General features: G+C 70.0%; 22 protein-coding genes. 14 read left to right on the top strand and 8 right to left on the bottom strand.

The features are described 5' to 3' along the window. The first annotated feature begins 94 nt into the window (after window positions 1-94). Complete coding sequence (locus BLV57_RS03395) at window positions 95-1,114, top strand: LacI family DNA-binding transcriptional regulator (RefSeq protein WP_281244381.1); 1,020 nt, start codon at window positions 95-97, stop codon at window positions 1,112-1,114. Window positions 1,115-1,398: 284 nt separating this feature from the next. Here the strand turns inward: BLV57_RS03395 and BLV57_RS03390 are convergent, their stop codons facing one another. Both BLV57_RS03390 and BLV57_RS03385 read right to left on the bottom strand, forming a co-directional pair. Further along, window positions 1,399-1,845 carry a hypothetical protein gene (locus tag BLV57_RS03390; protein WP_143046964.1) on the bottom strand — a complete coding sequence of 149 codons (447 nt, stop codon included), beginning with the start codon at window positions 1,843-1,845 and terminating at the stop codon, window positions 1,399-1,401. Window positions 1,846-2,298: 453 nt separating this feature from the next. Next, the gene (locus BLV57_RS03385) at window positions 2,299-3,306 is read right to left on the bottom strand and encodes a hydroxyacid dehydrogenase (RefSeq protein ID WP_091286435.1); all 1,008 of its coding nucleotides are present in this window, start codon (window positions 3,304-3,306) and stop codon (window positions 2,299-2,301) included. Window positions 3,307-3,488: 182 nt separating this feature from the next. Between BLV57_RS03385 and BLV57_RS03380 the strand changes: the two genes are divergently transcribed. From BLV57_RS03380 to BLV57_RS03330, 11 genes are all read left to right on the top strand, one after another. Next, window positions 3,489-4,817, top strand: coding sequence for an ABC transporter substrate-binding protein (locus BLV57_RS03380; RefSeq protein WP_091286432.1), 1,329 nt, complete (start codon window positions 3,489-3,491; stop codon window positions 4,815-4,817). Next, complete coding sequence (locus tag BLV57_RS03375; protein ID WP_091286429.1) at window positions 4,814-5,773, top strand: carbohydrate ABC transporter permease; 960 nt, start codon at window positions 4,814-4,816, stop codon at window positions 5,771-5,773. The genes BLV57_RS03380 and BLV57_RS03375 overlap by 4 nt, the downstream gene beginning before the upstream one ends. Further along, window positions 5,770-6,636 carry a carbohydrate ABC transporter permease gene (locus tag BLV57_RS03370; RefSeq protein ID WP_091286427.1) on the top strand — a complete coding sequence of 289 codons (867 nt, stop codon included), beginning with the start codon at window positions 5,770-5,772 and terminating at the stop codon, window positions 6,634-6,636. Before BLV57_RS03375 ends, BLV57_RS03370 begins: the two co-directional genes overlap by 4 nt. 25 nt (window positions 6,637-6,661) lie before the next feature. After that, window positions 6,662-7,945 (top strand): alpha-L-fucosidase, encoded by a 1,284-nt coding sequence (locus tag BLV57_RS03365; protein ID WP_091286425.1) that lies wholly within the window; start codon window positions 6,662-6,664, stop codon window positions 7,943-7,945. Window positions 7,946-7,958: 13 nt separating this feature from the next. Next, a complete protein-coding gene (locus BLV57_RS03360; RefSeq protein ID WP_091286422.1) occupies window positions 7,959-9,401 on the top strand; it encodes a polysaccharide lyase 6 family protein in 1,443 nt (480 codons plus the stop codon). Between the two features lie 26 nt (window positions 9,402-9,427). Then, window positions 9,428-10,456, top strand: a complete 1,029-nt coding sequence (locus BLV57_RS03355; RefSeq protein ID WP_091286420.1) for a LacI family DNA-binding transcriptional regulator — start codon at window positions 9,428-9,430, stop codon at window positions 10,454-10,456. Window positions 10,457-10,522: 66 nt separating this feature from the next. Continuing rightward, window positions 10,523-11,665, top strand: a complete 1,143-nt coding sequence (locus BLV57_RS03350; protein WP_091286417.1) for a Gfo/Idh/MocA family protein — start codon at window positions 10,523-10,525, stop codon at window positions 11,663-11,665. Continuing rightward, on the top strand, window positions 11,662-12,423 hold the full coding sequence (locus tag BLV57_RS03345) for a sugar phosphate isomerase/epimerase family protein (RefSeq protein ID WP_245757134.1): 762 nt from the start codon (window positions 11,662-11,664) through the stop codon (window positions 12,421-12,423). Before BLV57_RS03350 ends, BLV57_RS03345 begins: the two co-directional genes overlap by 4 nt. Beyond that, window positions 12,420-13,115 (top strand): SGNH/GDSL hydrolase family protein, encoded by a 696-nt coding sequence (locus tag BLV57_RS03340; protein ID WP_091286415.1) that lies wholly within the window; start codon window positions 12,420-12,422, stop codon window positions 13,113-13,115. The genes BLV57_RS03345 and BLV57_RS03340 overlap by 4 nt, the downstream gene beginning before the upstream one ends. A 476-nt stretch (window positions 13,116-13,591) precedes the next feature. After that, complete coding sequence (locus BLV57_RS03335; RefSeq protein ID WP_245757133.1) at window positions 13,592-14,737, top strand: PucR family transcriptional regulator; 1,146 nt, start codon at window positions 13,592-13,594, stop codon at window positions 14,735-14,737. Between the two features lie 21 nt (window positions 14,738-14,758). Beyond that, the gene (locus tag BLV57_RS03330) at window positions 14,759-15,463 is read left to right on the top strand and encodes a class I SAM-dependent methyltransferase (protein ID WP_091286411.1); all 705 of its coding nucleotides are present in this window, start codon (window positions 14,759-14,761) and stop codon (window positions 15,461-15,463) included. Here BLV57_RS03330 and BLV57_RS03325 read toward each other — a convergent pair whose 3' ends face one another. Genes BLV57_RS03325 through BLV57_RS03300 form a run of 6 tightly spaced genes read right to left on the bottom strand, consistent with a single transcriptional unit; the run spans window position 15,464 to window position 23,032 of the window. After that, complete coding sequence (locus BLV57_RS03325; RefSeq protein ID WP_245757132.1) at window positions 15,464-16,294, bottom strand: DUF3592 domain-containing protein; 831 nt, start codon at window positions 16,292-16,294, stop codon at window positions 15,464-15,466. It abuts the gene before it with no gap. Between the two features lie 20 nt (window positions 16,295-16,314). Then, window positions 16,315-16,842: a hypothetical protein gene (locus BLV57_RS03320; protein WP_091286407.1), complete on the bottom strand. Its 528-nt coding sequence runs from the start codon at window positions 16,840-16,842 to the stop codon at window positions 16,315-16,317. A 58-nt stretch (window positions 16,843-16,900) separates the two neighbouring features. Beyond that, window positions 16,901-19,909: a hypothetical protein gene (locus BLV57_RS03315; protein WP_245757131.1), complete on the bottom strand. Its 3,009-nt coding sequence runs from the start codon at window positions 19,907-19,909 to the stop codon at window positions 16,901-16,903. After that, window positions 19,896-20,939, bottom strand: coding sequence for a hypothetical protein (locus BLV57_RS03310; RefSeq protein ID WP_091286401.1), 1,044 nt, complete (start codon window positions 20,937-20,939; stop codon window positions 19,896-19,898). Before BLV57_RS03310 ends, BLV57_RS03315 begins: the two co-directional genes overlap by 14 nt. Further along, window positions 20,936-22,228 carry a hypothetical protein gene (locus BLV57_RS03305; RefSeq protein ID WP_091286399.1) on the bottom strand — a complete coding sequence of 431 codons (1,293 nt, stop codon included), beginning with the start codon at window positions 22,226-22,228 and terminating at the stop codon, window positions 20,936-20,938. Before BLV57_RS03305 ends, BLV57_RS03310 begins: the two co-directional genes overlap by 4 nt. A gap of 45 nt (window positions 22,229-22,273) precedes the next feature. Continuing rightward, a complete protein-coding gene (locus BLV57_RS03300) occupies window positions 22,274-23,032 on the bottom strand; it encodes a hypothetical protein (RefSeq protein WP_143046963.1) in 759 nt (252 codons plus the stop codon). A 147-nt stretch (window positions 23,033-23,179) separates the two neighbouring features. Here BLV57_RS03300 and BLV57_RS03295 point away from each other — a divergent pair, with 147 nt between their 5' ends. Both BLV57_RS03295 and BLV57_RS03290 read left to right on the top strand, forming a co-directional pair. After that, window positions 23,180-23,524 carry a hypothetical protein gene (locus BLV57_RS03295; protein WP_091286396.1) on the top strand — a complete coding sequence of 115 codons (345 nt, stop codon included), beginning with the start codon at window positions 23,180-23,182 and terminating at the stop codon, window positions 23,522-23,524. A gap of 86 nt (window positions 23,525-23,610) precedes the next feature. Then, on the top strand, window positions 23,611-24,072 hold the full coding sequence (locus BLV57_RS03290; protein WP_091286393.1) for a group II truncated hemoglobin: 462 nt from the start codon (window positions 23,611-23,613) through the stop codon (window positions 24,070-24,072). Window positions 24,073-24,084 lie beyond the last annotated feature (12 nt).

Genomic DNA, 24,084 nt, shown 5'->3' with positions numbered 1-24,084 from the left:
GGGAGCGCTCCCAGATGCGGAGAGTCTGATTGCGGACCACCCCGGTGTCAAGAGGCAGGGAGCGCTCCCGGCTTCGGCGGCTAAGCTGAGAAGCGTGAGAGAACAGGACCGGCCGACGCTCGAAGACGTGGCCGCCTTCGCGGGCGTGTCCCGGTCGACGGCGTCGCGCGCGCTGAACGACGACGCCTATGTCAGCGCGGCCGCCCGCGAGAAGGTCCAGGCCGCCGCCCGCGACCTCGGCTACTCCCCCAACCAGGCGGCCCGTTCGCTGGTCACGCGCCGGACCGGCGCGATCGCGGTGGTCCTGTCGGAGCCCGAGGCCCGGCTGCTCGACGACCCGTACCGCACGGCCGTGATGCGCGCGGGGTACCGCGAGCTGGCCGATGTCGATCGTCAGATGGTCCTGATCTTCAGCGACACCCGCGAAGACCTCGGCCGCACGGTCCGTTTCCTCGAAGGCGGCCACGTCGACGGCGCGCTGGTCTTCGCGCCCCACCGGGCCGATCCGCTGCCGAAAGCGTTGCGGCTGCTGCGAATCCCGGTCGTCTTCGGCGGCCAGGCGGCGGGCATCAAGCGCGGCGTGCACGTGGTCGACTTCGACAACGAGGGCGGCGCCCGCCTGGCGGTCGAGCACCTGATCGCGGCCGGGCGGACCCGCATCGCCACGATCGCCGGGCCTCAGGACCAGAGCGCCGCGATCGACCGCCTGTCCGGCTGGCGCAAGACACTGCTCGACGCCGGCCTCGACCCGGCGGAGCTGTCCGAAGAAGCCGACTTCACCCTCTCCGGCGGCGCCCACGCGATGACGGCGCTGCTGGCGCGCCGCCCGGACCTCGACGCGGTCTTCGTCGCCAGCGACATGATGGCGGTCGGCGCACTCCGCACCCTCCACGCGGCGGGCCGCCGTATCCCGGCCGAGGTCGCGGTCGTCAGCTTCGACGACAACGCGACCCTCGCGCCCGCGATGGAGCCCCCGCTCACCTCGGTCCACCAAGACCCGCGCGAGCAGGTGCACGCCATGGTCGAGACCCTGCTGCGGCTGCTGGACGACCCCGACGTCAAGCCGGCCCAGCGCATACTGCCGGTCTCCCTCACCCTCCGCTCATCCAGCTGACCCAGGCTCGTGAGTGGTACGGCCGGTTCTAACCGGCCAAAACACTCACGACCCCCGGTTCGCCCAGCTAAAGGATCATGGGTGCTCGGCGCGCCTCCGGGGCAGCGGCTTTCGCGACAGGAGGCGGCGGACCACAAGCCGCCCGACGGAAGCCGCAGGTCAAGGGGACTCGTGCGCGTTGCGGGCGGTTCTAACCGCCCGCAACGCGCACGACCCAGATCCGCCCAAGCCAAGGGTCGTGAGTGGCACGGCCGGTTCTAACCGGCCAGAACACTCACGAGCCCTCAGCAGTGGCCGTAGGGCTTGTTGACCTCGACCTTGAAGCCGTCGATGCCGGTCACGGAGCCACCCCAGCGCACACAGCCCGGCGACTTCAGCGGGTGCGTTTCGGCCAGGTAGCGGAAGCTGCCCTTGTCGATGCTGCACACCTCTTTGCCGCCGGTCTTCGTGCACACGTAGGCACTGGTGGGTGTGGCCACGCCGTAGGCCGCGCTCTTGAACGTCGCCACGCAGTTCATCTGGTACGTGCCGTTCCAGTACAGGACGACCGTGCCGATCAGGCTGTGGAAGGAATTCCGGAGTTCATGCCGTTCCACCTCCACGAAGCCCTTGCACCGGCCCGACTCCGCCGCGGGCCCCTGCGTCGACGCCTGCGCGCCGACCGTCACGGAACCCAGCAAGGCGCCCGCCACGGCCGCGGTCGTCAGGCATCGAGTCACCCATGCGCGCATTTCGTTTCCCCTCATCCGAGTTTCGGTGAGAAGCCTGCCGAACAGCGCGCCCAGATCCCGCCCAGGCGAAAGGGTCGTGAGTGGTACGGCCGGTTAGAACCGGCCGCAACACTCACGACCCCCTTGCGCTGGGCGGGATAAAGCGGGCTTTATCCCGGATGCCGGCCGCGCGAGTCGCTTGCTCGGCCTCGGTGGGCAGGCCCTGGGGCGAAGTCGGCCTTGATCGCACGAAAGCGGCGTATGTGACGGTCAGCGTCACAGACGCCACTTTCATGTGGCTTGGTCAAGCGGGTTGACTGAGGGGGAATCAGGTCGTTCAACGCCGCAAACCGCACTCACCGGCCCTGCGGCAGCGGGATAAAGCGGGCTTTATCCCGCCCGCGCACGCCTGACACGCGCGGGGGTCGTGAGTGGTACGGCCGGTTCTAACCGGCCAAAACACTCACGAGCCCGTTAGGCGCGGAGGTGGGCGGCGGCGGGTGCGACCGCGTGCTGCAAGGGGTGACCCAGGATCAGCCTGCGCAGTTCGGCGGTGACCAGCTCGCCCATCCGGCCACGCTCGGCGCTCAACGCCCCGGCCAGATGCGGCGTCAGTACGACGTTCGGCAGGGTGTACAGCAGCGAGCCCGCGACCGGCGGCTCCGGGAACGTGACGTCCAGGATGGCCGTCAGGTCCTGGCGCTCGGCCAGCACCGGGAGCACCGACGGCTCGTCGACGACCGCGCCGCGGGCGGTGTTGATCAGGGTCGCGCCGGGCTCCAGTGTGGCCACGAGGTCGCCGTTGACCAGGCCTTCGGTCTCCGGGAGCAGGGGCGCGTGCAGGCTGACGACCGAGCAGGACGCGAACAGCTCGCCGAGGTCGACCAGGCGCACGCCCAGGTCGGCGGCCGTCGCGGCGTCCACCACCGGGTCGGTCGCCAGCACCTCGACGTCGAAGTTGCGCAGGTGGGAGGCGACGAGCGCGCCGATCTCGCCCAAGCCGAGCAGGCCGACCTTCGAACGGTAGCCGCCGGGCACCGGGGGATCCGGCGGATACGCCTGGCGCTCGCGCAGCTCGCGGGCGATGCGGTGCACCTGCTTCAGGCCCAGCAGGATCTGCGCGAGGGTGAACTCCGCGACCGGGATCGCGTTCGCCGAGGCCGCCGACACGATCGGGATCTCGCGCGCCCAGAACTCCGGGGTGGTCAGCGGGCGGACGGAGCCCGCCGCGACCAGCACCGCGCGCAGGCTCGTCGCGTGTCCTAACAGGACCGAATCGAGCACCGGAGCGCCCCAGCCGGACAGCAGCACCTCGACACCGTCCAAAGCGGACGGATCCGCCGCGAGCTGCTCACGGGTGAGCGGCTCGCGCCAGCGCGTCAGGCTTTCGAGTTCCTCGCGCACCACCTTCGGGTACACCTCGTCACGGCGCCGTTCCTCCATCACGAGCAGGGTCACCGGCCGGTGCTGTTCAAGCGTCATTTTCGCCTCCGGAACGCACCATACATCCGATCCCTGTACCCAGAGTAACCCGACTCGTCCCCCTGATCGGGTAATTCTCCTTACTAATGATTCGTAATCATCGGACCATTGACCGGTGGGCGGGAAAGCGCTTACCGTCCCTCCGCAGTAGACAGCGCGGTCCACATGGAACGGGAGAAGCGATGCGCAAATCGCGACGGATCGGCGCCGGACTCATCGTCTCGGCTCTGGTCCTCACAGGCTGCTCCGGCGGCCCGGCGGGAACGAACGTCGCGCAGGACAGCAAGGCGCCACTGGAACTGTGGACCCGCACGACCCCCGGCCAGGCCGGTGAAGCGGCCACCAAGCGGCTCGCGGAGGCCTTCGAGAAGGCGACCGGTTTCAAGGTGCAGGTCACCGCGATCTTCGACGACTTCGAGACGAAGCTCGCCCAGCGCGCCGCCCAGCGCGACCTGCCCGACATCGTGATGAACGACGTCGCGCAGCTGGGCACCATGAAGAGCCAGGGACTGCTGCGCGAGGTCGACCTGACCAAGCTCAAGAACGCCCCCGACGTCATCGAGCAGGGCCTCAACGCGACGAAGACGCCGGACGGCAAGCAGTACGGCCTGCCGTTCTCCGCGCAGGCGGCCGCGCTGCTGATCCGCAAGGACTGGCGCGAGAAGCTCGGCCTGCCGGTTCCGCAGGACTGGGCCGGGATCGCCAGCCTCGCCAAGGCGTTCACCACGCAGGACCCGGACGGCAATGGCAAGAACGACACCGCGGGCCTGGTCGCCACCATGTCGACCAAGCGCGGCTACGCCTCCTGGTACTTCTCGAACTTCCTGTGGGCGGCGGGCGGCGACTTCATCAGCAAGCAGGGCGACGGCAAGTACAAGCCCGCGATGAGCACCCCCGAGTCGGCGGCGGCCGTGCAGTGGTTCCGCGACCTCGGGTGCAAGGACAACGTGCTGCAGCCCGGTTCGGTCTCCATGGCCACCCCGGCGACCAACGACCTGTTCGAGGCGGGCAAGGGCGGCATGTACGTCGTCGCCTCCTACCTGCTTTCCCGGTTCGACAAGTCGCTGGGCAAGGACAAGTACGAGGTCGTCCCGATGCCGAAGGGCGCGAAGAACGCCGACGTGCTCGCCGAGGGCAACGGCACCTACCTGATGGCCGGTTCGCCGAACCAGGCGGGCCAGGACGCCTTCGCCGACTTCTCCATCTCCCCGGAGGGCCAGAAGATCGGCATGGAGGGTGACGCGGGCCCGATCGTGCAGCTGCCGGTCAACAAGAAGGTCGACATCGCCCAGCAGCGTCCCGACGCGCGCTGGAAGACCTACAACGACATCTACACGACCTCCGGCCACTACGTCCCGTCGATCCCGAACTGGACCCCGGTCCGGCAGGACACCGCCGACACCATCAGCTCGCTGATCGCCGACTGCAAGCTCGACACCAAGGCCGAGCTGTCCAAACTGGACACCAAGCTGGCGGAGACGCTGCGGCAGCAGGGAATCGGCGCCTCATGACGATCGACCACGCGCGACCGCTGACCGACGGCACCCGCCGTCCCGTCGGTCACCGGCCCGCGGCCCCGAAGGCTCGCAAGAAGAACACCGGCAGGGACGGCCACTGGTGGACACCGTGGCTGTTCCTGGCTCCCGCGCTGATCCTCTTCGTGTACTTCAAGTTCATCCCGATGATCACCGCGGTGGTGATGTCCTTCCAGGACGTCCAGCCGTACCTGGGCAACCAGTGGGTCGGGACCCAGAACTACGAGTACGTGCTCGGCGACCAGGCGTTCCACGACGCCATCTGGCACACCGTGGTGATCGCGATCGGCCAGACGGCCGGTTCGATGATCCTCGGCCTGGCGCTGGCGCTGCTGATGGAGGGCCAGAGCAAGCGGCTGAAGTTCCTGCGCTCCGCGGCGTTCCTCCCGGTGGTCGTGCCGATCGCCGTGGTCGCCGAGCTGTGGCGGATCATGTATCACCCGACCGAGGACGGGATGCTCAACTCCATCCTCGGCCTGGTCGGGCTCGGGCCGTCGGGGTTCATCAACGACCCCGGCACCTCGATGATCTCGGTGATCATCACCGGCATCTGGCGTGGCGCGCCCTACGACATGATGATCTTCCTGGCCGGGCTGGCCGGGATCGACCGCGGGCTCTACGAGGCCGCGACCGTCGACGGCGCGTCCCGCTGGCGCAAGATCCTGCACGTCACGCTGCCGGGCCTGCGCTCGGTGTTCTCGATCCTCTTCGTGCTCGCCGCCATCCGCGGCCTGCGTGTGTTCACCGAGGTCTTCCTGCTCACCAACGGCGGGCCGAACGGCTCGACGGAAGTGGCGATGACGTTGATCTACAAACTCGGCCTGGAACAGAACCGGCTGGGCGTCGGCGCGGCGGGAGCGGTGCTGCTGTTCCTCGCGACGCTCGTGCTGACCCTGTTCGTCCAGATCATCCGGCGGAGGCGAGACGCATGACCTCGACCCATGACAGCGCACTCGGCCTCGAGGCCGTCAAGTCCCCGGCCGGGCGGGTGCTGAAGTTCGTCCTGTACACGATCCTGATGCTGGTCTTCGCCGGTCCGCTGCTGGCACTGCTGGTCAGCGCGTTCAACAACGTCACCGACCCGACCGCGCTCAGCGTGATCCCGTCGAGCCCGACGGTGGACAACTTCGGCATCGCCTGGAACCTGGGCGTCGGCAAGTACCTGCTGAACTCCTTCCTCATCGTCGGGTTCGGCCTGCTGCTGCAGGTGGCGGTCTCGGTAATGGCGGGCTATGCCTTGGCGCGCAAGAAGTTCCGGTTCATGTCACTGGTGCTGGTCGCCATCCTCGCGACGCTCATGCTGCCGGAGGAGATCCTCGCGATCCCGCTCTCGCTGATCCTGGCCGACGTCCCGGTGCTGCACCTCAACCTGATCGGCAGCCTCGCGGGCGTCATCGTGCCGCTGGGCGCGTGGGCGTTCTCGATCCTGGTCATGACCGAGTTCATGAAGGACGTGCCGCGCGAGCTCGAAGAGGCCGCCCGCATCGACGGCGCCGGTGACCTGCGGATCTTCGCACAGATCATCCTGCCGATGTGCAGGCCCGCGCTCGGCGTGATCGGCGTCTTCGGCTTCACCATGATCTGGGACCAGTACCTGCTGCCGCTGCTGGTCTCGACCGACTCGTCGACCTACACGCTGCCGCTCGCCCTGCGCACGCTGCGCGTCGACCCGAACGTCACACCCGGCGTGATCATGGCGGCGTCACTGCTGGCGCTGCTGCCGTCGGTCGCCGCGTTCCTGTTCTTCCAGCGCTCGTTCGTCCGCGGCCTCGCCTCGGGCGCGCTCAAGGGCTGAGTATCCACAAAGGAGCACAACTGGCGTGAGTTCCACCGACACCACCTGGTTCACCCACGACCGATTCGGCATGTTCGTCCACTGGGGACTGTACTCATTGGCCGCGCGGCACGAATGGGTCCAGAACCGCGAGAAGCTGACAGACGAGCAGTACCGCGTCTACTTCGACCACTTCGAGCCCGACAAGTACGACCCGCGCGAGTGGGCGCGTGCCGCGAAGACCGCCGGGATGCGCTACGTCGTGCTCACCACCAAGCACCACGACGGATTCTGCTTGTGGGACAGCGATCTCACCGACTTCTCGGTCAAGAACACCCCGTACGGCAAGGATCTGCTGGGACCGTTCGTCGAGGCCTGCCGCGACGAGGGCCTCAAGGTCGGCTTCTACCACTCGCTGATCGACTGGCACCACCCGTCGTTCCCGATCGACGGCACGCACCCTCGCCGCGACGACGCCGAGTACATCGCGGCTAACAAAGACCGCGACATCGCCGAGTACCAGAAGTACCTGCACGGCCAGGTCCGCGAGCTGCTCACCCGCTACGGCACGATCGACTACCTGTTCTTCGACTTCTCCTACGAGGGCCGCGAGGAATGGTGGGGCGGCAAGGGCGCGGACGCCTGGGCGGCGCCGGAACTGCTCAAGCTGGTCCGCGAACTCCAGCCCGGCATCCTGGTCAACGACCGCACCGGCATCCCCGGCGACTTCATCACCCCCGAGCAGTACCAGCCGTCCGGGCCGATGAAGCGCGACGGCGTGCCGGTGATCTGGGAGGCCTGCCAGACGCTCAACGGCAGCTGGGGCTACGACCGCGACAACCTCGACTGGAAGAGCCCCGAGCTGCTCATCCGGATGCTCGTCGACGGCGTGTCGAAGGGCGGCAACCTGCTGCTCAACGTCGGCCCGAACGGCCGGGGCGAGATCGACCCCGACGCGCGCGCGGTGCTCGCCGAGCTGGGCCGCTGGATGGACCGCCACGATCGCGCCATCCACGGCTGTGGCCCGTCCGAATTCACCGCCCCCTCAGACACCCGGTTCACCCAGCGAGGTGACCGGCTTTACCTCCACCTGTTCGCCTGGCCGCTGCATCACGTGCACCTGCCGGGGCTGGCCGGGCGCGTGCGCTACGCCCAGCTGCTGAACGACGCCTCGGAGATCGAGCAGGTCCGGATCGACCCGGACCGGCCAGCCCAGAACACCCGGATGGGCGGGCAGCCCGAGGGCACGCTCACCCTCCGGCTGCCGACGCGCCGTCCGAACACCCCTGTCCCCGTCGTCGAACTGTTTCTCATCCCCTCCGCTGATTGACATTGGAGTCATCATGGACCGCAGAACGTTCCTCAACACCGCCGCGCTCGGCGCGGTGGTGGCCACAGTGCCGTGGTTGACGACCACGCCGGCGTCCGCCACCACCCAGGGTGTGACCGTCAATTCGATCGCCGCGCTGCAGAACGCGATCAACTCGGCGACGCCGGGCACCGTGATCACGCTGGCGAACGGTGACTACACCGTGCCCGCGGGCAGCCAGATCACCATCGCCAACAAGAACGGCGAAGAAGACTTCCCGATCACCATCGTCTCGCAGTCGCGCGGGGGCGCGATCCTGCGCGGCGAGAACAGCTTCGTTATCAGCAACTCGTCGTGGATCACCATCAGCGGCTTCGCGCTGCGGCAGAGCACCACGCTCGACCTCGCGCCGTCGAACTCGCACATCCGGCTGACCCGCAACGACCTGCAGTTCGCCGACATCGAGGGCCTGCACTGGGTGATGGTCCGCGCGAACGACACCAAGGTCGACCGCAACCACTTCCACCACAAGACCACCCTCGGCGTCATGCTCTGCGTCGAAGGCGACAACGACACGGACATGGCCCAGGGTGTCCAGATCTACCGCAACTACTTCTCCGACCACAGCTACGCAGGCGACAACGGCGGCGAGCCGATCCGCCTCGGCATCAGCAAGCGCGCGCTGAGCGTCGCGGGCGCCAAGGTCGAGTACAACCTGTTCGAGCGGGCCAACGGCGACCCCGAGGCGATCTCGGTCAAGTCGTCGGGCAACACCATCCGGAACAACACGATCCGCAACAGCGTCGGCGGCATCGTGCTGCGCCACGGCAACGGCACCCGCGTCGAGTCGAACTACATCCTGAACGGCAAAGAGGGCATCCGGATCTACGGCAACGACCACGTCATCGTCAACAACTACGTGTCAGGCCTCTTGGACCCCAAGAGCCGCGCGCTGGTGGTCGGCAGCGGGTCCGAACGCGACCACCTCCCCGGGGAGTCCGAGACCGCGCGGCGTGGCAACGACGCGGCCGACCGCGTGCTGATCGCGCACAACACGCTGCTGAACAACACCAGCACGCTGTCCGGCGAGACCACCCGCCCGTTCGAGCCGACCGACTGCAAGATCGTGGACAACCTGTTCGTCGGCGACACCGGCGACCTGGTGGCGATGGGCAACACCACGAACTTCACCTGGTCCGGCAACATCCTCTACGGCGCCGCCGGCAACGGTAACGTCCCCGCCGGTACCTTCACCAGGGCGAACCCGCTGCTGGTGGCGGGCTCCGACGGGGTCTCGCGGCTTTCGGCCGGCAGCCCGGCGATCAACGCGGCGACCTACTCCCCCGCGCCGGTCACCACGGACATCGACGGCCAGGCCCGCGGTGCCCAGCGCGACGTCGGCGCCGACGAGTACAGCACCTGCGGCCCGTGCGCGCACCCGCTCACCACCGCGGACGTCGGGCCCAACGCACCGTAGGCCCCCGGGCCGATCGAGGAGGAAGCATGGCGCAGCGCGTCGCGGGTTCGGCGACTCTGGCAGACGTCGCCCGTGAGGCAGGCGTTTCGCTGGCGACGGCGTCACGCGTGCTCAACGGCGGCAACCGCCAGGTCGGCGGTGAGCTGCGCAAGTCCGTGCTGCAGGCGGCGAGACGGCTGCAGTACACCGCGAACGGGCCGGCGCAGGCGATGGCGCGCGGGCGTGGCACCGTGGTCGGGCTGCTGGTGCACGACATCGTCGACCCGTATTTCTCCTCGATCGCCGCCGGTGTCATGCGGGTGGCCGCACGGCACCGGCTGACGGTGACCATCGCCAGCACCGCGAACCATCCCGAGAACGAGCTGGAGTACGTCTCGACGCTGCGCGGGCAGCGGGCCAGGGCGGTCATCCTGGCCGGTTCGCGGGTGGAAAACCGTTCGCTGCAACGGCGGCTGACCGACGAGCTGCGCGCCTTCGAAGCTGCCGAGGGCCGCGCGGTGGTGATCGGCCAGCGGAAGCTGCCGTTCGACACGGTGCTGCTCGAGAACCGGCGGGGCGCGGCCGATCTGGCCAAGGGCCTCGCCGGTCTCGGGCATCGCTCGTTCGCGGTGCTCGCCGGGCCGCCGGAGCTGCTGACCTCGCGGGACCGGGTGACCGGGTTCCGCGAGGCGCTCGCCCACCAAGGTGTCGCGCTGCCGCCGAAACGGGTGCTGCACACCGTGTTCACCCGCGACGGCGGCTACCAGGCCATGGTGCGGCTGCTCGACGACGGTTTCCGCGACGGCTGTGTCTTCGCGGTGAACGACGTGATGGCCGTCGGCGCGATGGCCGCGTGCCGTGACCGTGGCCTGCGCGTGCCGCAGGACATCGCGGTGGCGGGGTTCGACGACATCATCACGTTGCGGGACATCAGGCCCTCGCTCACGACGGTGCGCGTGCCGATCGAGTCGATGGGTGAGCAGGCCTTCGAATTCGCGCTCTCCGACCGGCTCGGAGAGCCGAGGATCCATCAGGTGACCGGCGAGGTCGTACTACGGGAGAGCACCGCGCGCTGAGGACGCGGTGCTCGGGTGAAACCTGCGCCGACCTACCATGGGAAAGCGCTTTCAGAAGGAGGACGAATGAAGCTCGGCGTGGTCATGAACGGCGTGACCGGACGGATGGGATACCGCCAGCACCTGGTGCGCTCGGTGCTCGCGATCCGCGAGCAGGGCGGGGTCGAACTCGCCGACGGCACCCGGGTCGAGCTGGAGCCGATGCTCGTCGGCCGCAACGCCGACAAGCTGCGCGACATCGCGCGGCGGCACGGGCTGGAGAACTGGACGACCGATCTCGATACGGCGCTATCGGACAGTGATTATCCGGTCTACTTCGACGCCCAGCTCACCCAGGCGCGCGAGAAGTCGCTCATCGCGGCCATGGACGCCGAGCGCCACGTCTACACCGAGAAGCCGACCGCCGAGACCCTCGAAGGCGCGCTCGACCTCGCCAGGCGCGCCGAGGCCGCCGGTGTTAAGAACGGTGTCGTGCATGACAAGCTTTACCTGCCGGGCCTGCTCAAGCTGAAGCGCCTCATCGACTCCGGCTTCTTCGGCCGGATCCTCTCGGTGCGCGGCGAGTTCGGCTACTGGGTGTTCGAGGGCGACTGGCAGTCCGCGCAGCGCCCCAGCTGGAACTACCGCGCCGAAGACGGCGGCGGCATCGTGCTCGACATGTTCTGCCACTGGAGCTATGTGCTGGAGAACCTCTTCGGCCGCGTCGAATCCGTCACCGCCAAGGCGGTCACGCACGTGCCGGAGCGCTACGACGAGCGCGGCGAGAAGTACGCCGCCACCGCCGACGACTCCGCGTACGGCATCTTCGAGCTGGCGGGCGGGATCATCGCGCAGATCAACTCCTCGTGGTGCGTGCGCGTCAACCGCGACGAGCTGGTCGAGTTCCAGGTCGACGGCACGCACGGCAGCGCGGTCGCCGGGCTGCACGGCTGCAAGATCCAGCCGCGCGTCGCCACGCCCAAGCCGGTCTGGAACCCGGACCTCGCGCAGAACGAGCCGTTCCGCGAGCAGTGGCAGGAGGTGCCCGACAACGCGGAGTTCGACAACGGGTTCAAGGCCCAGTGGGAGCAGTTCATCCGCCACGTGGTCGACGACGAGCCCAACCACTACGACTTCATGGCGGGCGCGCGCGGCCTGCGTGTCGCGGAGGCCGGTCTCCAGTCCTCGCGGGAAGGCCGCCGCATCGAGCTCGGGGAGCTGACGCTGTGATCCGCCCCGGACTGTGCTCGGTGACCTTGCGCCGCCTCGACGTCGACGACGTCGCCGAGCGGGCTGCCACGGCCGGCCTGAAAGTGATCGAATGGGGCGCGGACGTCCACGTCCGTCCCGGTGACGACTGGGGACTCGGCCGCGCCCGCGAAGCCATGGCCCGCCACGAGCTCACCTGCGGTTCGTACGGCTCGTATTTCCGTGCCACGCATGGCGAAGCCGGGCAGTTCAAGGAGATCGCCGCGACCGCGGAGCAGATCGGCGCGCCCCGCATCCGCGTGTGGGCGGGCAAATCCGGCTCGGCCGACGTCGAGCCGGACGAGCGCGAGCAGGTGGTCGCCGGGCTGCGCGAGGCCGCCGACATCGCGGCTGACCACGGCATCGAGGTCGCGCTCGAGTTCCACGGCGGCACGCTCACCGACACCGCCGAGTCGACCGTCCAGCTGCTGGAGGAGGTCGGCCGCGCCAACCTCGGCACTTACTGGCAGCCGCCCCAGGATCTCCCGGACGAGCCCGCCTTGGCGGGCCTGCGGCTGGTACTCGACCACCTGCGCGCCGTCCACGTCTTCTCCTGGTGGCCCGCCAACGAGCGCCGGCTCCTCACCGCGCGGGCTCCCTTGTGGACAGAGGTGTTCAAGGTGCTGGAGTCGCTGGACCGCCCGCTCGACGCACTGCTCGAATTCGTGCCAGGCAACGATCCCGAGCTGCTCACCGGCGAGGCCCAGTCGCTGCGAGAGCTGATCGGCTCGGAGACATGACCGGCCCGTTCACCGCGCACGACCGGCTGCTCTTCATCGGCGACTCGATCACCGACTCGGGCCGCGACCGCTCGGATCCCCGGTCACTCGGCACCGGCTACGTCCGCCGGATCGCGGCCCGCCTGACGGCGCCGACCGTGCTCAACAAAGGCCTCAACGGCAACCGCGTCTATGACATGGAGGCCCGCTGGGCCACCGACGTCCTCGCCGAGCGCCCGACGGTCGTCACGGTCAAGATCGGCATCAACGACACCTGGCGCACCTTCGACCGTGGCCTCCCCAGCCCGATCGACCGCTTCCGCGCGGCGTACACCAGCGTCCTCGCCCAGACCCGCGGCCACCTCCCGGCGGACCTGTTCGTCATCACGCCATTCCTCCTGCCGGTCAAAGCCGAGCAGCACAGCTGGATGGACGACCTCGCACCCCGCGTCGAGGTCGCCCGCGAAGTGGCGGCCGAGTTCGGCGCCCGCCTGGTCCGTGCGGACCTGGTGATGCCCCGCGCGGCCGCCGACCACGGCGCGGCCACCCTCGCCCCGGACGGCGTCCACCCGAGCGCGCTCGGCCACCGCATCCTGGCCGAAGCCTGGCTCGACGCGGCGGGCGTGCCCCCACCCCACTCGTGGGCGCACGCCGACGAGCCGGGCCCGGACCACCAGGTCCGGGCCCGCCCCGCGTCCGGCCCGCTTCCCTGACCGGGCGCGTCGTCCATCCGCGTACGCGTGTCGTCCATCCGCGTACGCGAAACCCGAGTTTTGGCCAGTGAATGGCCCAAACTCGGGTTTCGCGAAGATCAAGCCGACCGCACGGAGAGAAGGGCCCGGCCCCCACGCCCGGGCCCTTCCGCTCAGCGCCCCGCGTCCGTCACCGACAAGTCGGCGTACCGCAGCTCACTCGAAGCGACGGCGCGAGCACGCAGGCCGTGCCGATGGTCGCTGTTCTTCGCATGAAGCTCTTCATCGAACCTCCCCGGAAAGTGGTTTCGACCCCCGAAACCGGATGCTCATACTGCTGAGCCCGGCACCGGCGAAACCAGACGGCCACCCGGCCAGATTCACCCGCTCTTCCTTGCCGGGTTCCGGCAAAGATCATCAGAGGTACTCGCGCTCTCGGCTATCGTCGCGCCAGACTCGCTGCCTGATCCAGGCAAACGATCATCGAGGGGGCCTGAGTGGCGACGGGACGGGAACGGCATCGGCGGGACGTCACCGCCCGAGCCGCGCGCGACGCGGGTGTAGCAGCGGATTTCCTCGACGGATGGGTCGACATGCTCGACGTGGTCAGCGCGACGGGCCGCCGTCTCGCGCACCGCGAACTCGACTCGCGGCGCGCGCTCGGCGCCGCCGCGGCCGAGCAGGACGTCCCGCTGCGCGCGCTCATCGACCTCTACCTCAGCGCGAGCTGGATGACCTGGCGCACATTGCCCGCGATCACCGCCGCGCGCGGAAAAGACCAGGTGATCACGATCGCCGAGGCCGTGCTGCGCGCCGCCGACGACGCGGTCGTCGCGCTCGCCGACGGCTATGACGGCGCGCGCCGCCTGGTGCTGCGGCGCGAAGGCGCCGACCGCCGTGAGTTCATCGACGACCTGCTGTACGGCCGCGCCGATCTCGGCCGTCTCGCCGAGCGGGCCGAACGCTTCGGCTTCCGCCTCGCCGCCGGCTACGTCGTCGCGGCCGTCCGGGCAGGCGTCCCCTTCGCCGACGACGACACGACGACCGTGCACATCGAGTCCGCGCTGCTGGGCCGATTCGACACCCACGACGTCCTGATCACCACCAAGGACGGGCTCCTGCTCTGCATCGCGCCCGGCACGGACACCCGCGTGCCCGACGAGTTCGCCAAGCAGATCGAGAAGACGCTTACCGGCGCCTGGCAGATCGGCGTCGGCCGCGCGCACCCCGGCCCCAGCGGGGTCGTCCGGTCCTACGAGGAGGCCCGCACCGCGCTCGAGCTGGCCACCTCACTCGGCTTGGCCACCCGCGTCCTCAATGCCAGCGAGCTGCTCGTCTACCAGGTGCTCTTCCGCGACCGCGCCGCGCTCGTCGACCTGGTCACTACCGTGCTCGACCCGCTGAACCAGACCAGGGGCGGCGCCCGGCCACTGCTCGACACTCTCACCGGCTACTTCGCGTCCAGCGGCATCGCCGCCGAAACGGCACGGCGGCTGTTCCTCAGCGTCCGGACCATCACCTACCGGCTCGACCGCATCCAGCAGCTCACCGGGTACGACCCCCGCGACCCCGCGCACCGCTTCACCCTCGAAGCCGCGGTGCTGGGCGCCCGCCTGCTCAACTGGCCCACGCAGGATCGCTGAGCTGTGCCACTATCGAGTGGCATGACGAACAGCTACGACACTCTCGCCGAGGCCTACTCGGCCGTGAACGAGACAAGCCTTAACAACGCTTACTACGAGCGCCCCGCGATGCTCGAACTCGCCGGAGACGTCACCGGCAGGCACATCCTCGACGCGGGCTGCGGGTCCGGCCCGCTGTTCGAAACGCTCCGCGACCGCGGCGCCACCGTGAGCGGCTTCGACGCGAGCGCCGGCATGATCGACATGGCCCGCCGCAGACTCGGCGACGAGGCGGACCTGCGGGTCCACGACCTCACCGACCCGCTCCCCTACCCCGACGCCGCCTTCGACGACGTCGTCTCGTCGCTGGTCCTGCACTACCTGCGCGACTGGGACGCCCCGCTCGCGGAGCTGCGCCGGGTACTGAAGCCCGGCGGCAGGCTCATCGTCTCGGTCGACCATCCCATGGCGAACCATCTCATCCACCGGATGTCCGGGCGCAGGCCCGACTACTTCGCACCGTCCAAACGCGACGAGGAATGGGACATGGGCGGCCACACCGCCCAGCTGAGCTTCTGGGAACGGCCGCTGGGCGCGATGACCGAGGCCTTCACGGCGGCGGGCTTCCGGATCTCCGTGATCCGCGAACCACTTCCGGTGCCCGCCGCGCGCGAGGCGTACCCCGACGACTTCCACCTGCTCAACACCTTCCCGGTCTTCCTGTTCTTCGTGCTGCACGCCGCCTGATCACCACTGCGGCGGCACGAAACCACCCGGGTTCCGCCCGGCCGACCGGTCCTGGGGGTCAGGCTCCACCAGCACCGAGTCCGGGTCCTGCGGGTCGTACCGGACCTTGACGGTCGAGCCCCGCGACGGCGCCTGGAACGCGGACGTGATCATCGTCGTGACCACGGTGCGTTCCCCGGTCTCACCCGGGTACGTCACGTGCACCTTGAACTGCGGGTTCCCCATCACCCAGACGTTGGTGAACTCGACGTGCGTGACGTACCCGGTCACCAGCCTGCCGCGCTGCTGCAACGCCTCCGCGCGGTCGTCCGCCGCCGAAACGGCGAGGAAGTCCTTCAGCAGCAACAAGATCAGCACGAGCGCGATCACCCCGGCGATTCCCGGCACCAGGTACGGCTCGTAGTAGACGATCCAGTCCACTTGGGACCATTCCTGCGCCGGGCCGTCGAGGAAGCCCAGCCGTTTGCCGACCGCCTCCGGCTCCGTCCACGATGGACTCGCGAGCCCGCCGCCGATCGCGATCCCCAGCGCGGCCGCCAGCGAGCTCGCCCGGAATCCCATGCCCATCCGGCTCAGCGAGAAGCCGGAGGACCACAGCATCGCGAACCCCAGCGAAGACGCCACCGTGATCGCGACGCTGAAGAACAGCACCAGTGACACCGCCGGTCCCCCGTCGGCCCCCCACGAGCCGACGCGGTTCAGCGACATCAACCGGAAGTTGTCCAGCAGTCCCAGCGTGCCGGTCCAGCCGACCACCGCCCACGCGAGCGTCGTGGGCACCCCGAGCCACAGCAGCCGCTTGCCGGGACGGCGCGGGCTGTCCAGTCCCATTGCGAACATCATGGCTCCCCTCAGGCGATCGGGCCGAAGACGCCGACCTTGGCCGGGTCCGTCGGGTCGACGCGCGCCTCGTGCTTCGTGCCGGGCGCGTACTGCTGGATGGTCGCCAGCGGCGCGATCAGCTCGATCACCGTCCGGTAACTCGCACCGCCCTGGACGGTCACCTCGAGCGTCGCGCTGTACTGCGCCTGCCCGGCGATGGTCCGGCCGGTCGGCTCCAGCGCCTCGATCACCAGCGTCGCGTGCTCACAGGTGTCGTAGAGCCGCCGCAGCTCGGTGCCGTAAGCCTGCAGTTCCTGCTGCTGGCGCAGCTGTTCCTCCATCGGCAGCGCCAGGAACTCGGCCATCGCCGGGTCGGCCTGCATGTTCTGGTAAGCCTGCGCGGCCAGCTGCGGCGTCGGCAGCTGCGGCACGATGTGGTGCCCCTGCGCGGCGGCCGCCTGCTGGAACTGGGCCGCGTGCCGCTGGAAGTCCTGCGCGCCCCTGGCCATACCCTGCTGGGTCGCCTCGTTGACCTTGTCGCGGATCTTCTTGAACATCTCGTCCTGCCTCTCGCTGGTGCGTCTGTGTTGCACACAGCTTCGGCGGACGTGGCTGCTACCGAACCCAGGTTTGGGCGTCGAGGCAGGTCAGGCCCGCCCAGAAGACCGGCGAGACCTCCGGCCCGCCGCCCGCCCGCCACCGCGCGAGACGGTCGCGTTGCCAGTCGCACAGCGAGCCGACCGGGTCGGCTCCGGCCAGCGCGGTGTCGGCGGCGATGATCAGGTCGGCCATCGGGTCACCCGACGCCGCCGCGGCCGAGGTCGGCAGCGCCCACACCGTCGCGGCGACCACGCTCGCCCCGGCGGCGACGGCGGCCAGCAGCATCCCGAATGGCTCAGCCAAGCCGAAATCGCTCGCGCTGGCGCAGCCGATCAGCGCGACCCTCGCGGGCATGGTGTCCACTTCGGACAGTGCGAGATCGGCGGCGGTGAACGGCCGGTGCGCCCCGATCGGCGCGGCGGTGCCCGGCAGGCCGGCCGGGCACGACAGGTGCAGGGCGGTCTGCGCGCCATGCGCGCCCGAGACGACGCTGACGTGACCGGCGAACACCAGCCGTGAGCACGGCTCCTTCAGCAGGTCCGCCAGCAGCCGCCGGTCGGTGTCGGTCCGGCGCACCAGGTCCAGCCCCCGCGTCACCTCGGGCCGGACCGGCCCCTCGGCCAGCCGGGCGTCGAGATGCCGGATCAGCGGCGACGACACGTCCTGCTTGCCCAGCACCGAGCCCAGTTCCCCGAACGCGCTCTGCCCTGGGATCCGGGGATCGAGCAGATACACCGGCGGGCCGTCGGAGGCGGGCGAAACCCGCGCGATCCCGGCGGGCGCGAGCAGCGAAACGTCGGCGATGTCGAGAATCCGCTCGTCGCCGTCGAAACAGCCGCCCTCTTCACCCGGCGACAGCACCCGGTCGGGACGCCGGTCCGGCAACGCCAGCAGTCCCCAAGGCACGGCCGCGAGGCTCGGCGACGGCTGCACGCGCAGCAACGGCCGACGGCCGGTCGACGAGGCTGCCCGCAACCGCGTGATCAGGTCAGCCGGAAGCAGGTTGAGCGCGAGACTCCGCGCCAAACGTTGTTCCCCGGCTGGACTGAACGCGGCGAACGCTCGGCCGACCGCGTCGGCGACGCTCTCGCCTTCGTGCGGCGTCGGCGAGGCTTCGGCCAGGAACTCACGGGCCGTACCGACCAGCCGCGCGTCGATCGGGTGACTGTGGACGGTGTCGGGATCCGCACTGCTGCGCCAGCTCAGATAGGTGTGCCCGGCATCGGCGTACCGCAGCACGAACGTCTCGCGGCCGTCCTCGGCGACAGGCCAGGTCGGCACCGGCTCGGCCGGCTCGCGCCGCAGGCCGTACCGCTCGGCGGCGAGCGCCAGCCAGCGATCGAGTTCCATCGCCGAGGACGGTGACCAGCGCAGATCCGGCGGCGGCGCGAGCCGCAACGGCAGCGACGCGGTCACCGCGCCCAGCGCCGCCAGCGGCAGCCGCTCCCCCGCCGCGGGCTCCGTCATGGACAAGCTCGGCACGACGCCGCTGAGGTCGATCGAGGCCCCGCTGAACGACCCGACCGCGCAGGTCCGTTCGATCATCTCGGCGATCAGCCGCTTCTCGCCGAGCTGCGTCAGCAGGCCCATCAGCAGCGCGTTCGCCGGGCCGGAGACACCGCTCGCCCATGCCGTGCGCGCGGCGGCCGAGTCGAAACGGAAGCGGTAATCCTCCGCCGCCAGCGCCACCGGCAGCAGCAGATCCAGCACCGCGGGCAGATCCTGGCCGTGCGCGTACCGGACGGTCGCCGCCAGGAAGTCGGCACGCAGGCATTCGAGCCGTTCCCCCGACGCGGCGGCCGATTCCCGCGCCCGCGCGGTGTGGGCGTACGCCGACTCCCAGCGTTCCTCGGCCGCGTCACACCTGGCCAGCGCGACATCGAGACGCCGCAGCCCCGCCGTGTCCCCGTTGGCCTTCCACAACTGTCCCGCGTGGACGAACTGCTCGCGTGCCTGCGGGACGTGTCCGTGCAGCAGCAACAGGAAGCCGAGCGCGTGACTCGCGTCGGCGACGTCACCGCTGAGCCCCGCCGCACCGAGCCGATCGCGGGCGGCGACGATCGCTTCGATCGCGCCGGGGAGATCACCGCTCACCGCCCGCGCTTCGGCGACCTCGATGTCGAACTTGGCCGCGGCCGGGCCGTCGTGCCTGGCACTCAGGCGCAGGAAGTCGGCGTCGGCGTCCTCACCGCCCGCCCGGCGGATGCGGCCGCGCTCGGCCAGCGCCATCGCTTCGAGCCCGGCCACCTGATCGCGGATCCCGCCGATGCCCGCGAGCCGCGACAACGCGTCCAGTATCGAGTCGAGCGCGGTCCGCGCAGCGGACAGCTCACCGTCGGCGATCAGCACCCGCACGTCGAGAATGCGCAGCTCAAGCTCATCGGCGCCATGCGGATCGAGCAACTCCGGCGGGTACTGCCCCGGCTCGGCCGCCTTCCGGAACGCGGCCCTCGCACGCTGCCCGGCGATGAGTTCACGGGCTCGCGCGGTGTTTCCCTCCTCGATACTCAGGTTGACGAGCACGCGGTCGGCGACCTCACGTGAACCCTCGATCATCCGCAGCTCGGCATACTGTCCGAAGTGGACGATCGCGGCGACGGTGATCTCGAACGCCTTCAGCACGGCCTCGGCACACTGCCGCGCGTTGCGCAGGTCACCCGCCGCGTAGCAGACGACCGCCAGATCACTCAGCGCGGCCAGCTCGAGATCGGTCCGGTCCAGCTCCCGCGCGATCTCCCGCATCCGCCCGTACGCGCGGTGCGCGCCCACGGCGTCGCGCTGGGCGGAGAGCTGTTTGGCCTGGTCCTGAACCTGACTCGCCTCGATGAGGAGCTGCCGGTATTCCCCCTCGCTCAACGCGCAGGCGGGCACTTCGCCATAGGAAGCCGGATCCAGGCCGAAATGCCGCGCGACACAGCGGCAGTTGTAGCCATGTGAACAGGAGCCCGCCAGTTCCCCCGGCAGCGGCCGGTCCGGCGGCTCCGACGGCGCGGGCAGGCCGACGAGCATGTCAGAACTCCTCATCGGCGGCCCCGGCCGCCGCCCGCTCGGCCACGGTCCTCACGGACAGCGGCAAGCCCTCGCGCGCCCGCACGAGCGCCACCACGGCGGCCCGATCATCAGGCGTGGTAATGAAAACCGGCTCCGCGCCGATCTCGACTCCAATGTGGACATCCCGCTCCGCCACGAGCCGCGCCGACCGCTCGTCCAGCTCAACCGAGCCCGCGAAACCGCCCACGCCGAGCGCGAGCGGCACCTCCGCGAACACCTCGCCGTCGCGCGTCGCGAACGCCGTCAGCGCCGCGTCGGCGAACGCACCGGCCACCTCGACCCGCAGCCGCGCGGCACCTTCCGCCGTCACGATCCGCCACGCGACGGTGTCGTCCGCGGCGTCGAGCACACCCGGCGGAACCCTCGCCCAGTCAACGCTCGCGCGCCCCTCGGCGAGCACTCCGGCCCCGGCCGCAGCCTGCGGCGTCCCCGCGGCCAAAGCGTAAGAACGTTGTGACGGCGCAAGGCTTTCCAGCCGTCCGGCCAGTTCGGCGGCGGCTTCGGCCCGCACGACGTCGTCGCGCTCGTCGAACCACACCGCCAAGCGCTCACAGAGTCCCCGGACCTCCCCGGCGACCGGCCCGGCGGCCGCGAGCAGCGCATCGGCCGCCGAGTCGAACAGCTCACCGGGCGTCGCCTCGAACCCGTCGAGCATGCCCTCGGCCACGTCTTCGACCGCCGCGGTCGCGACGGCCGCTTCGACATCCAGGAGCGCCGGATCGAGCGAGACGATCCCGAGCACCGCGCTCGCGGGCCACCACCGCCGCGCCCACAGCAGCAACGCCAGCCCGGCCAGCTCCGGCACGACCGGAACGGCGACCTCGCCGTCGAGCGCGGCCAACGCGTTTTCGGGGCCACACAAGCGAGTCAGCCACGGTTCGGCCGACGCGTCGGTGACTTCGATCCGCATCGACGTGACGGTCCCGCTCAGCAACTCGGCCAAGTCGAACCGGACCAGCCCGCCATCGGCCGCGACGACCGGCGTGCGCACGGGATGCGTCACGACGCCACCTCCAGCTCCGGCAGCCGGGCCATCAGCGAGCGCCGCACCTTCGTCCGCAGATCCAGCGACGCCGACCGCACGACCCCGGTGACGAGGGCGCGGACCTCGGCCGCGTCCGACGGCCACTCCCCGCGCACATCGAACCCGTGCAGCCGGATCCACAGCCTGCCCAGGAACTGCTTGGCGAACTCCCGCAGCTCCCGCACCACATGGTCGTCAGGCCGCGGCGTGAGCGGCGTGCTCCCGGCCAGCGCCCGCCGGGCGTGCAGCACGTACCCCTCCCGCGCGACCTGCGCGTTGAGCCGCCGCGCGAACTCGGGCACCCCGTCCGGCGAGGCGCCGTCGAGCGGCCGCAACGCCGGCGCGAGCACGACCCCGAGTGCGAAACACGTGGCGAGCACGGACTCCCCCAGCCCGAACCCGGCCACGCACCGGCTCAGCTCCTCATCGACCAGCCCGGCCACCGGCTGGTCCCGCTCGTCGGCGGGCAGCCGCCGCACCGTCGCCCGCACCCGCCGTTCGACACTGCGTTCCAGCAGCTCGGCCCCGATTTCCCCGCCCCGGTCCAGCGGCGGGATCGTGGTCACCTCGCCGCGCTGCAACCCCAGCTCCGGCGTGTCCATCCCGCAGATCTCGTGGATCACGCGCTCGAGTTCGCCAACGCCACCAGCCCGCCGCAGCGACACGCCGAGCGCATGCCCCGCGCCGGAGTCGGCCAGCTTTCGCCACGCCGCGTCGGTCAAAGTTTCGACGAACTCCGCCAGCGCGGCGGGATCCCCGGCGGGCTCGCCGACCGCGAGCCACCGTTCCCGCAACTCAGCGGTCAATTCGGCGGCCACCTGCTGATCCGCGAGATAGGCGGCGAGCCGGTCGACGGCCGCGTCACCCGCCTCGCCATGCAGATCACGCAAAGCGTCCGCGGCCGTCTGATCGGCGTCCGCCCCCGGCATGCCGAACCCAGTGGCCAGCTCGTACGCCAGCGGGAAGCAAACATCCTGAACATCCCCGGCGGTGATCCGCAACGCCCGCCGCTGCCGCTTCAACCGCGTGAACCAAGCCGCGGTCGCCCGCAGCCGCTCGGCATCCGCGACGACCAACGCGGTCAGCTCGGCGGCTTCCTCCGCGTCGAGCACGGGCTTGCCGAGCCTCGCACGCACCGAAGTCCGGACGACAAGCGGGTCGATGATCTTCTTGATCGTCCGCGTGAGCGGCCCGCCATCGCGGCCCGAAAGCACCTCGACACCGGGAAGGCGCGCCCAAGCCCGCGCGAGCACCACCGACCGCAGCATCGTCCTCCCCCTCTGAAACCGACCCCCTCTGAAACCGACCGGACTCTAACCGACTCGGCGGCCCGCCAAAGCGGCCTCCGCACCGCAGGGGAATTCCTGTTCTCGCGCACCGAGCGACCACACGCTGACCTCGCCGGCGGCCCGCCGTCCCATCAGACACTGCGTGTCTTTGATCCCCGTGTGCGCGTAGAGGGCGACACCCACATCGGCGCCCCTGACCTGAACGAAAACCTCGGGCGGCACGGCCGCGAGCCGGGTCTCGGGATCCACCGGCGGCACGAGCCCGGCCGCCACGGCGCCGCGCACCTCGGCTTCGGACGGCGCCGGGGGCAGCTTGCCGAGCAGCGCCTCCAACGCGGGCGCGAAGGTTTCCGGGATGTCCCGCCTCGGCACCGGCGGCGGCGTGATCGGCACGGCGTGCTCCGGGCAGGTGACCCGTTCGGGCGCCGAGGTGAGTCCGTGGTACCCGAATTCCGCGCGGTAGCAAGCATCCAGCGCCGAGCTCCGCGACCAGTCCGTGTCCGACACGTCTTCGTGGATGCGCCAGACCAGGCGTACGGCCGGGTCTTTCACATCCTTGTGTGCCAAGTCCTCGGCCACCAGCACGCTGAAGGCCGCGGACTTGCCCAAGTTCGTGGCCAGCGCGGCCCGCACGTACGCGGCGGCGTCGACCTGACTCGGGTCACTGATCGCTTCGGCCAGCGTCGTGGCCTGCCGATCCGTTCGCGCGTCACCATCAGCGGAACCGCACGCCGTCAGCGACAGGGCGACGGCGGCAGCGACCACGAGCCGTATCCGCATCACACTGGCCACAATACTGATCTCCGGGACCAGAGGTGACTGCTGAACTACCCACATGCCGGACCGCCTGATACGCACAACTACGTATGGCCCGGCGCCCCGGCCGGGTGATCTGCTGAGGTCTCCACACCGATCATGGGGAGTGATCCAATGCGGAACACCGTCACCGCGCCGAACATCCAGCGCCTCGGGGACACCTTCGTGTGCTCCGGCATCGAGCCGACCTTCGTCCCGGCGGGCGGCGCCCACGTGCGCCAGGCGTTCGTCAAGCTGCCGGTCCGCTTCGCGGGCCGCCCGGTCGTCACCGCGGTCGTCCACCCGCGCGAAGCACCGGCCTCGGCGGGCGTGGCGTTCGTGATCTTCAACATCACGGTCACCCCGATCGGCGAGACCGGCACCCAGATCAAGATCTCGGCCACCAACAACGCGGTCGGCGTCCCGGTCGAAGGCCTCTTCGAGTGCGACTACATCATCACCGGCAAAGGCCTCTTCTAACCAAGGTCGTGAGTGTTTTGGCCGGTTAGAACCGGCCGGAACACTCACGACCCCCGAGCGGCCACGAGCCCTGGTTTACTGACGCGATGAGCCGTCCCACGCTGTTCGAGTTCGCCGGGGGCGAGCGGGCCTTCCTCAGGCTCGCAACCGCGCATCACGCCCGGTGCCTCGCCGATCCCGAGCTCAACCACCCGTTCTCCCACGAGGACCAGCATCCGCAGCACGTCGAGCGCCTGGCCGCCTATTGGGCCGAGGTCATGGGCGGACCGCCCCGCTACTCGGCGGAGTGCGGCGACCACTCCGCCATGCTCACCATGCACGCGGGCAACGGCGACATGAGCGACCTGGGCCGTCGCTTCGTCGACTGCTTCATCAAAGCCGCCGACGACGCGGACCTGCCCAACGATCCCGAGTTCCGCACAGCGCTCGAGAACTACATGCGCTGGGCCGTGGCCGAAGTCCTGTCCTATCCGGACCCGACCGTGCCCAAGGACCTCACCATGCCGCGCTGGGACTGGAAAGGGCTCGTGAGTGGTACGGCCGGTTAGAACCGGCCGTAC

Source organism: Amycolatopsis xylanica (assembly GCF_900107045.1).
In the GTDB taxonomy this organism is placed as follows: domain Bacteria; phylum Actinomycetota; class Actinomycetes; order Mycobacteriales; family Pseudonocardiaceae; genus Amycolatopsis; species Amycolatopsis xylanica.
This window is presented reverse-complemented; position numbering and strand designations above follow the sequence as displayed.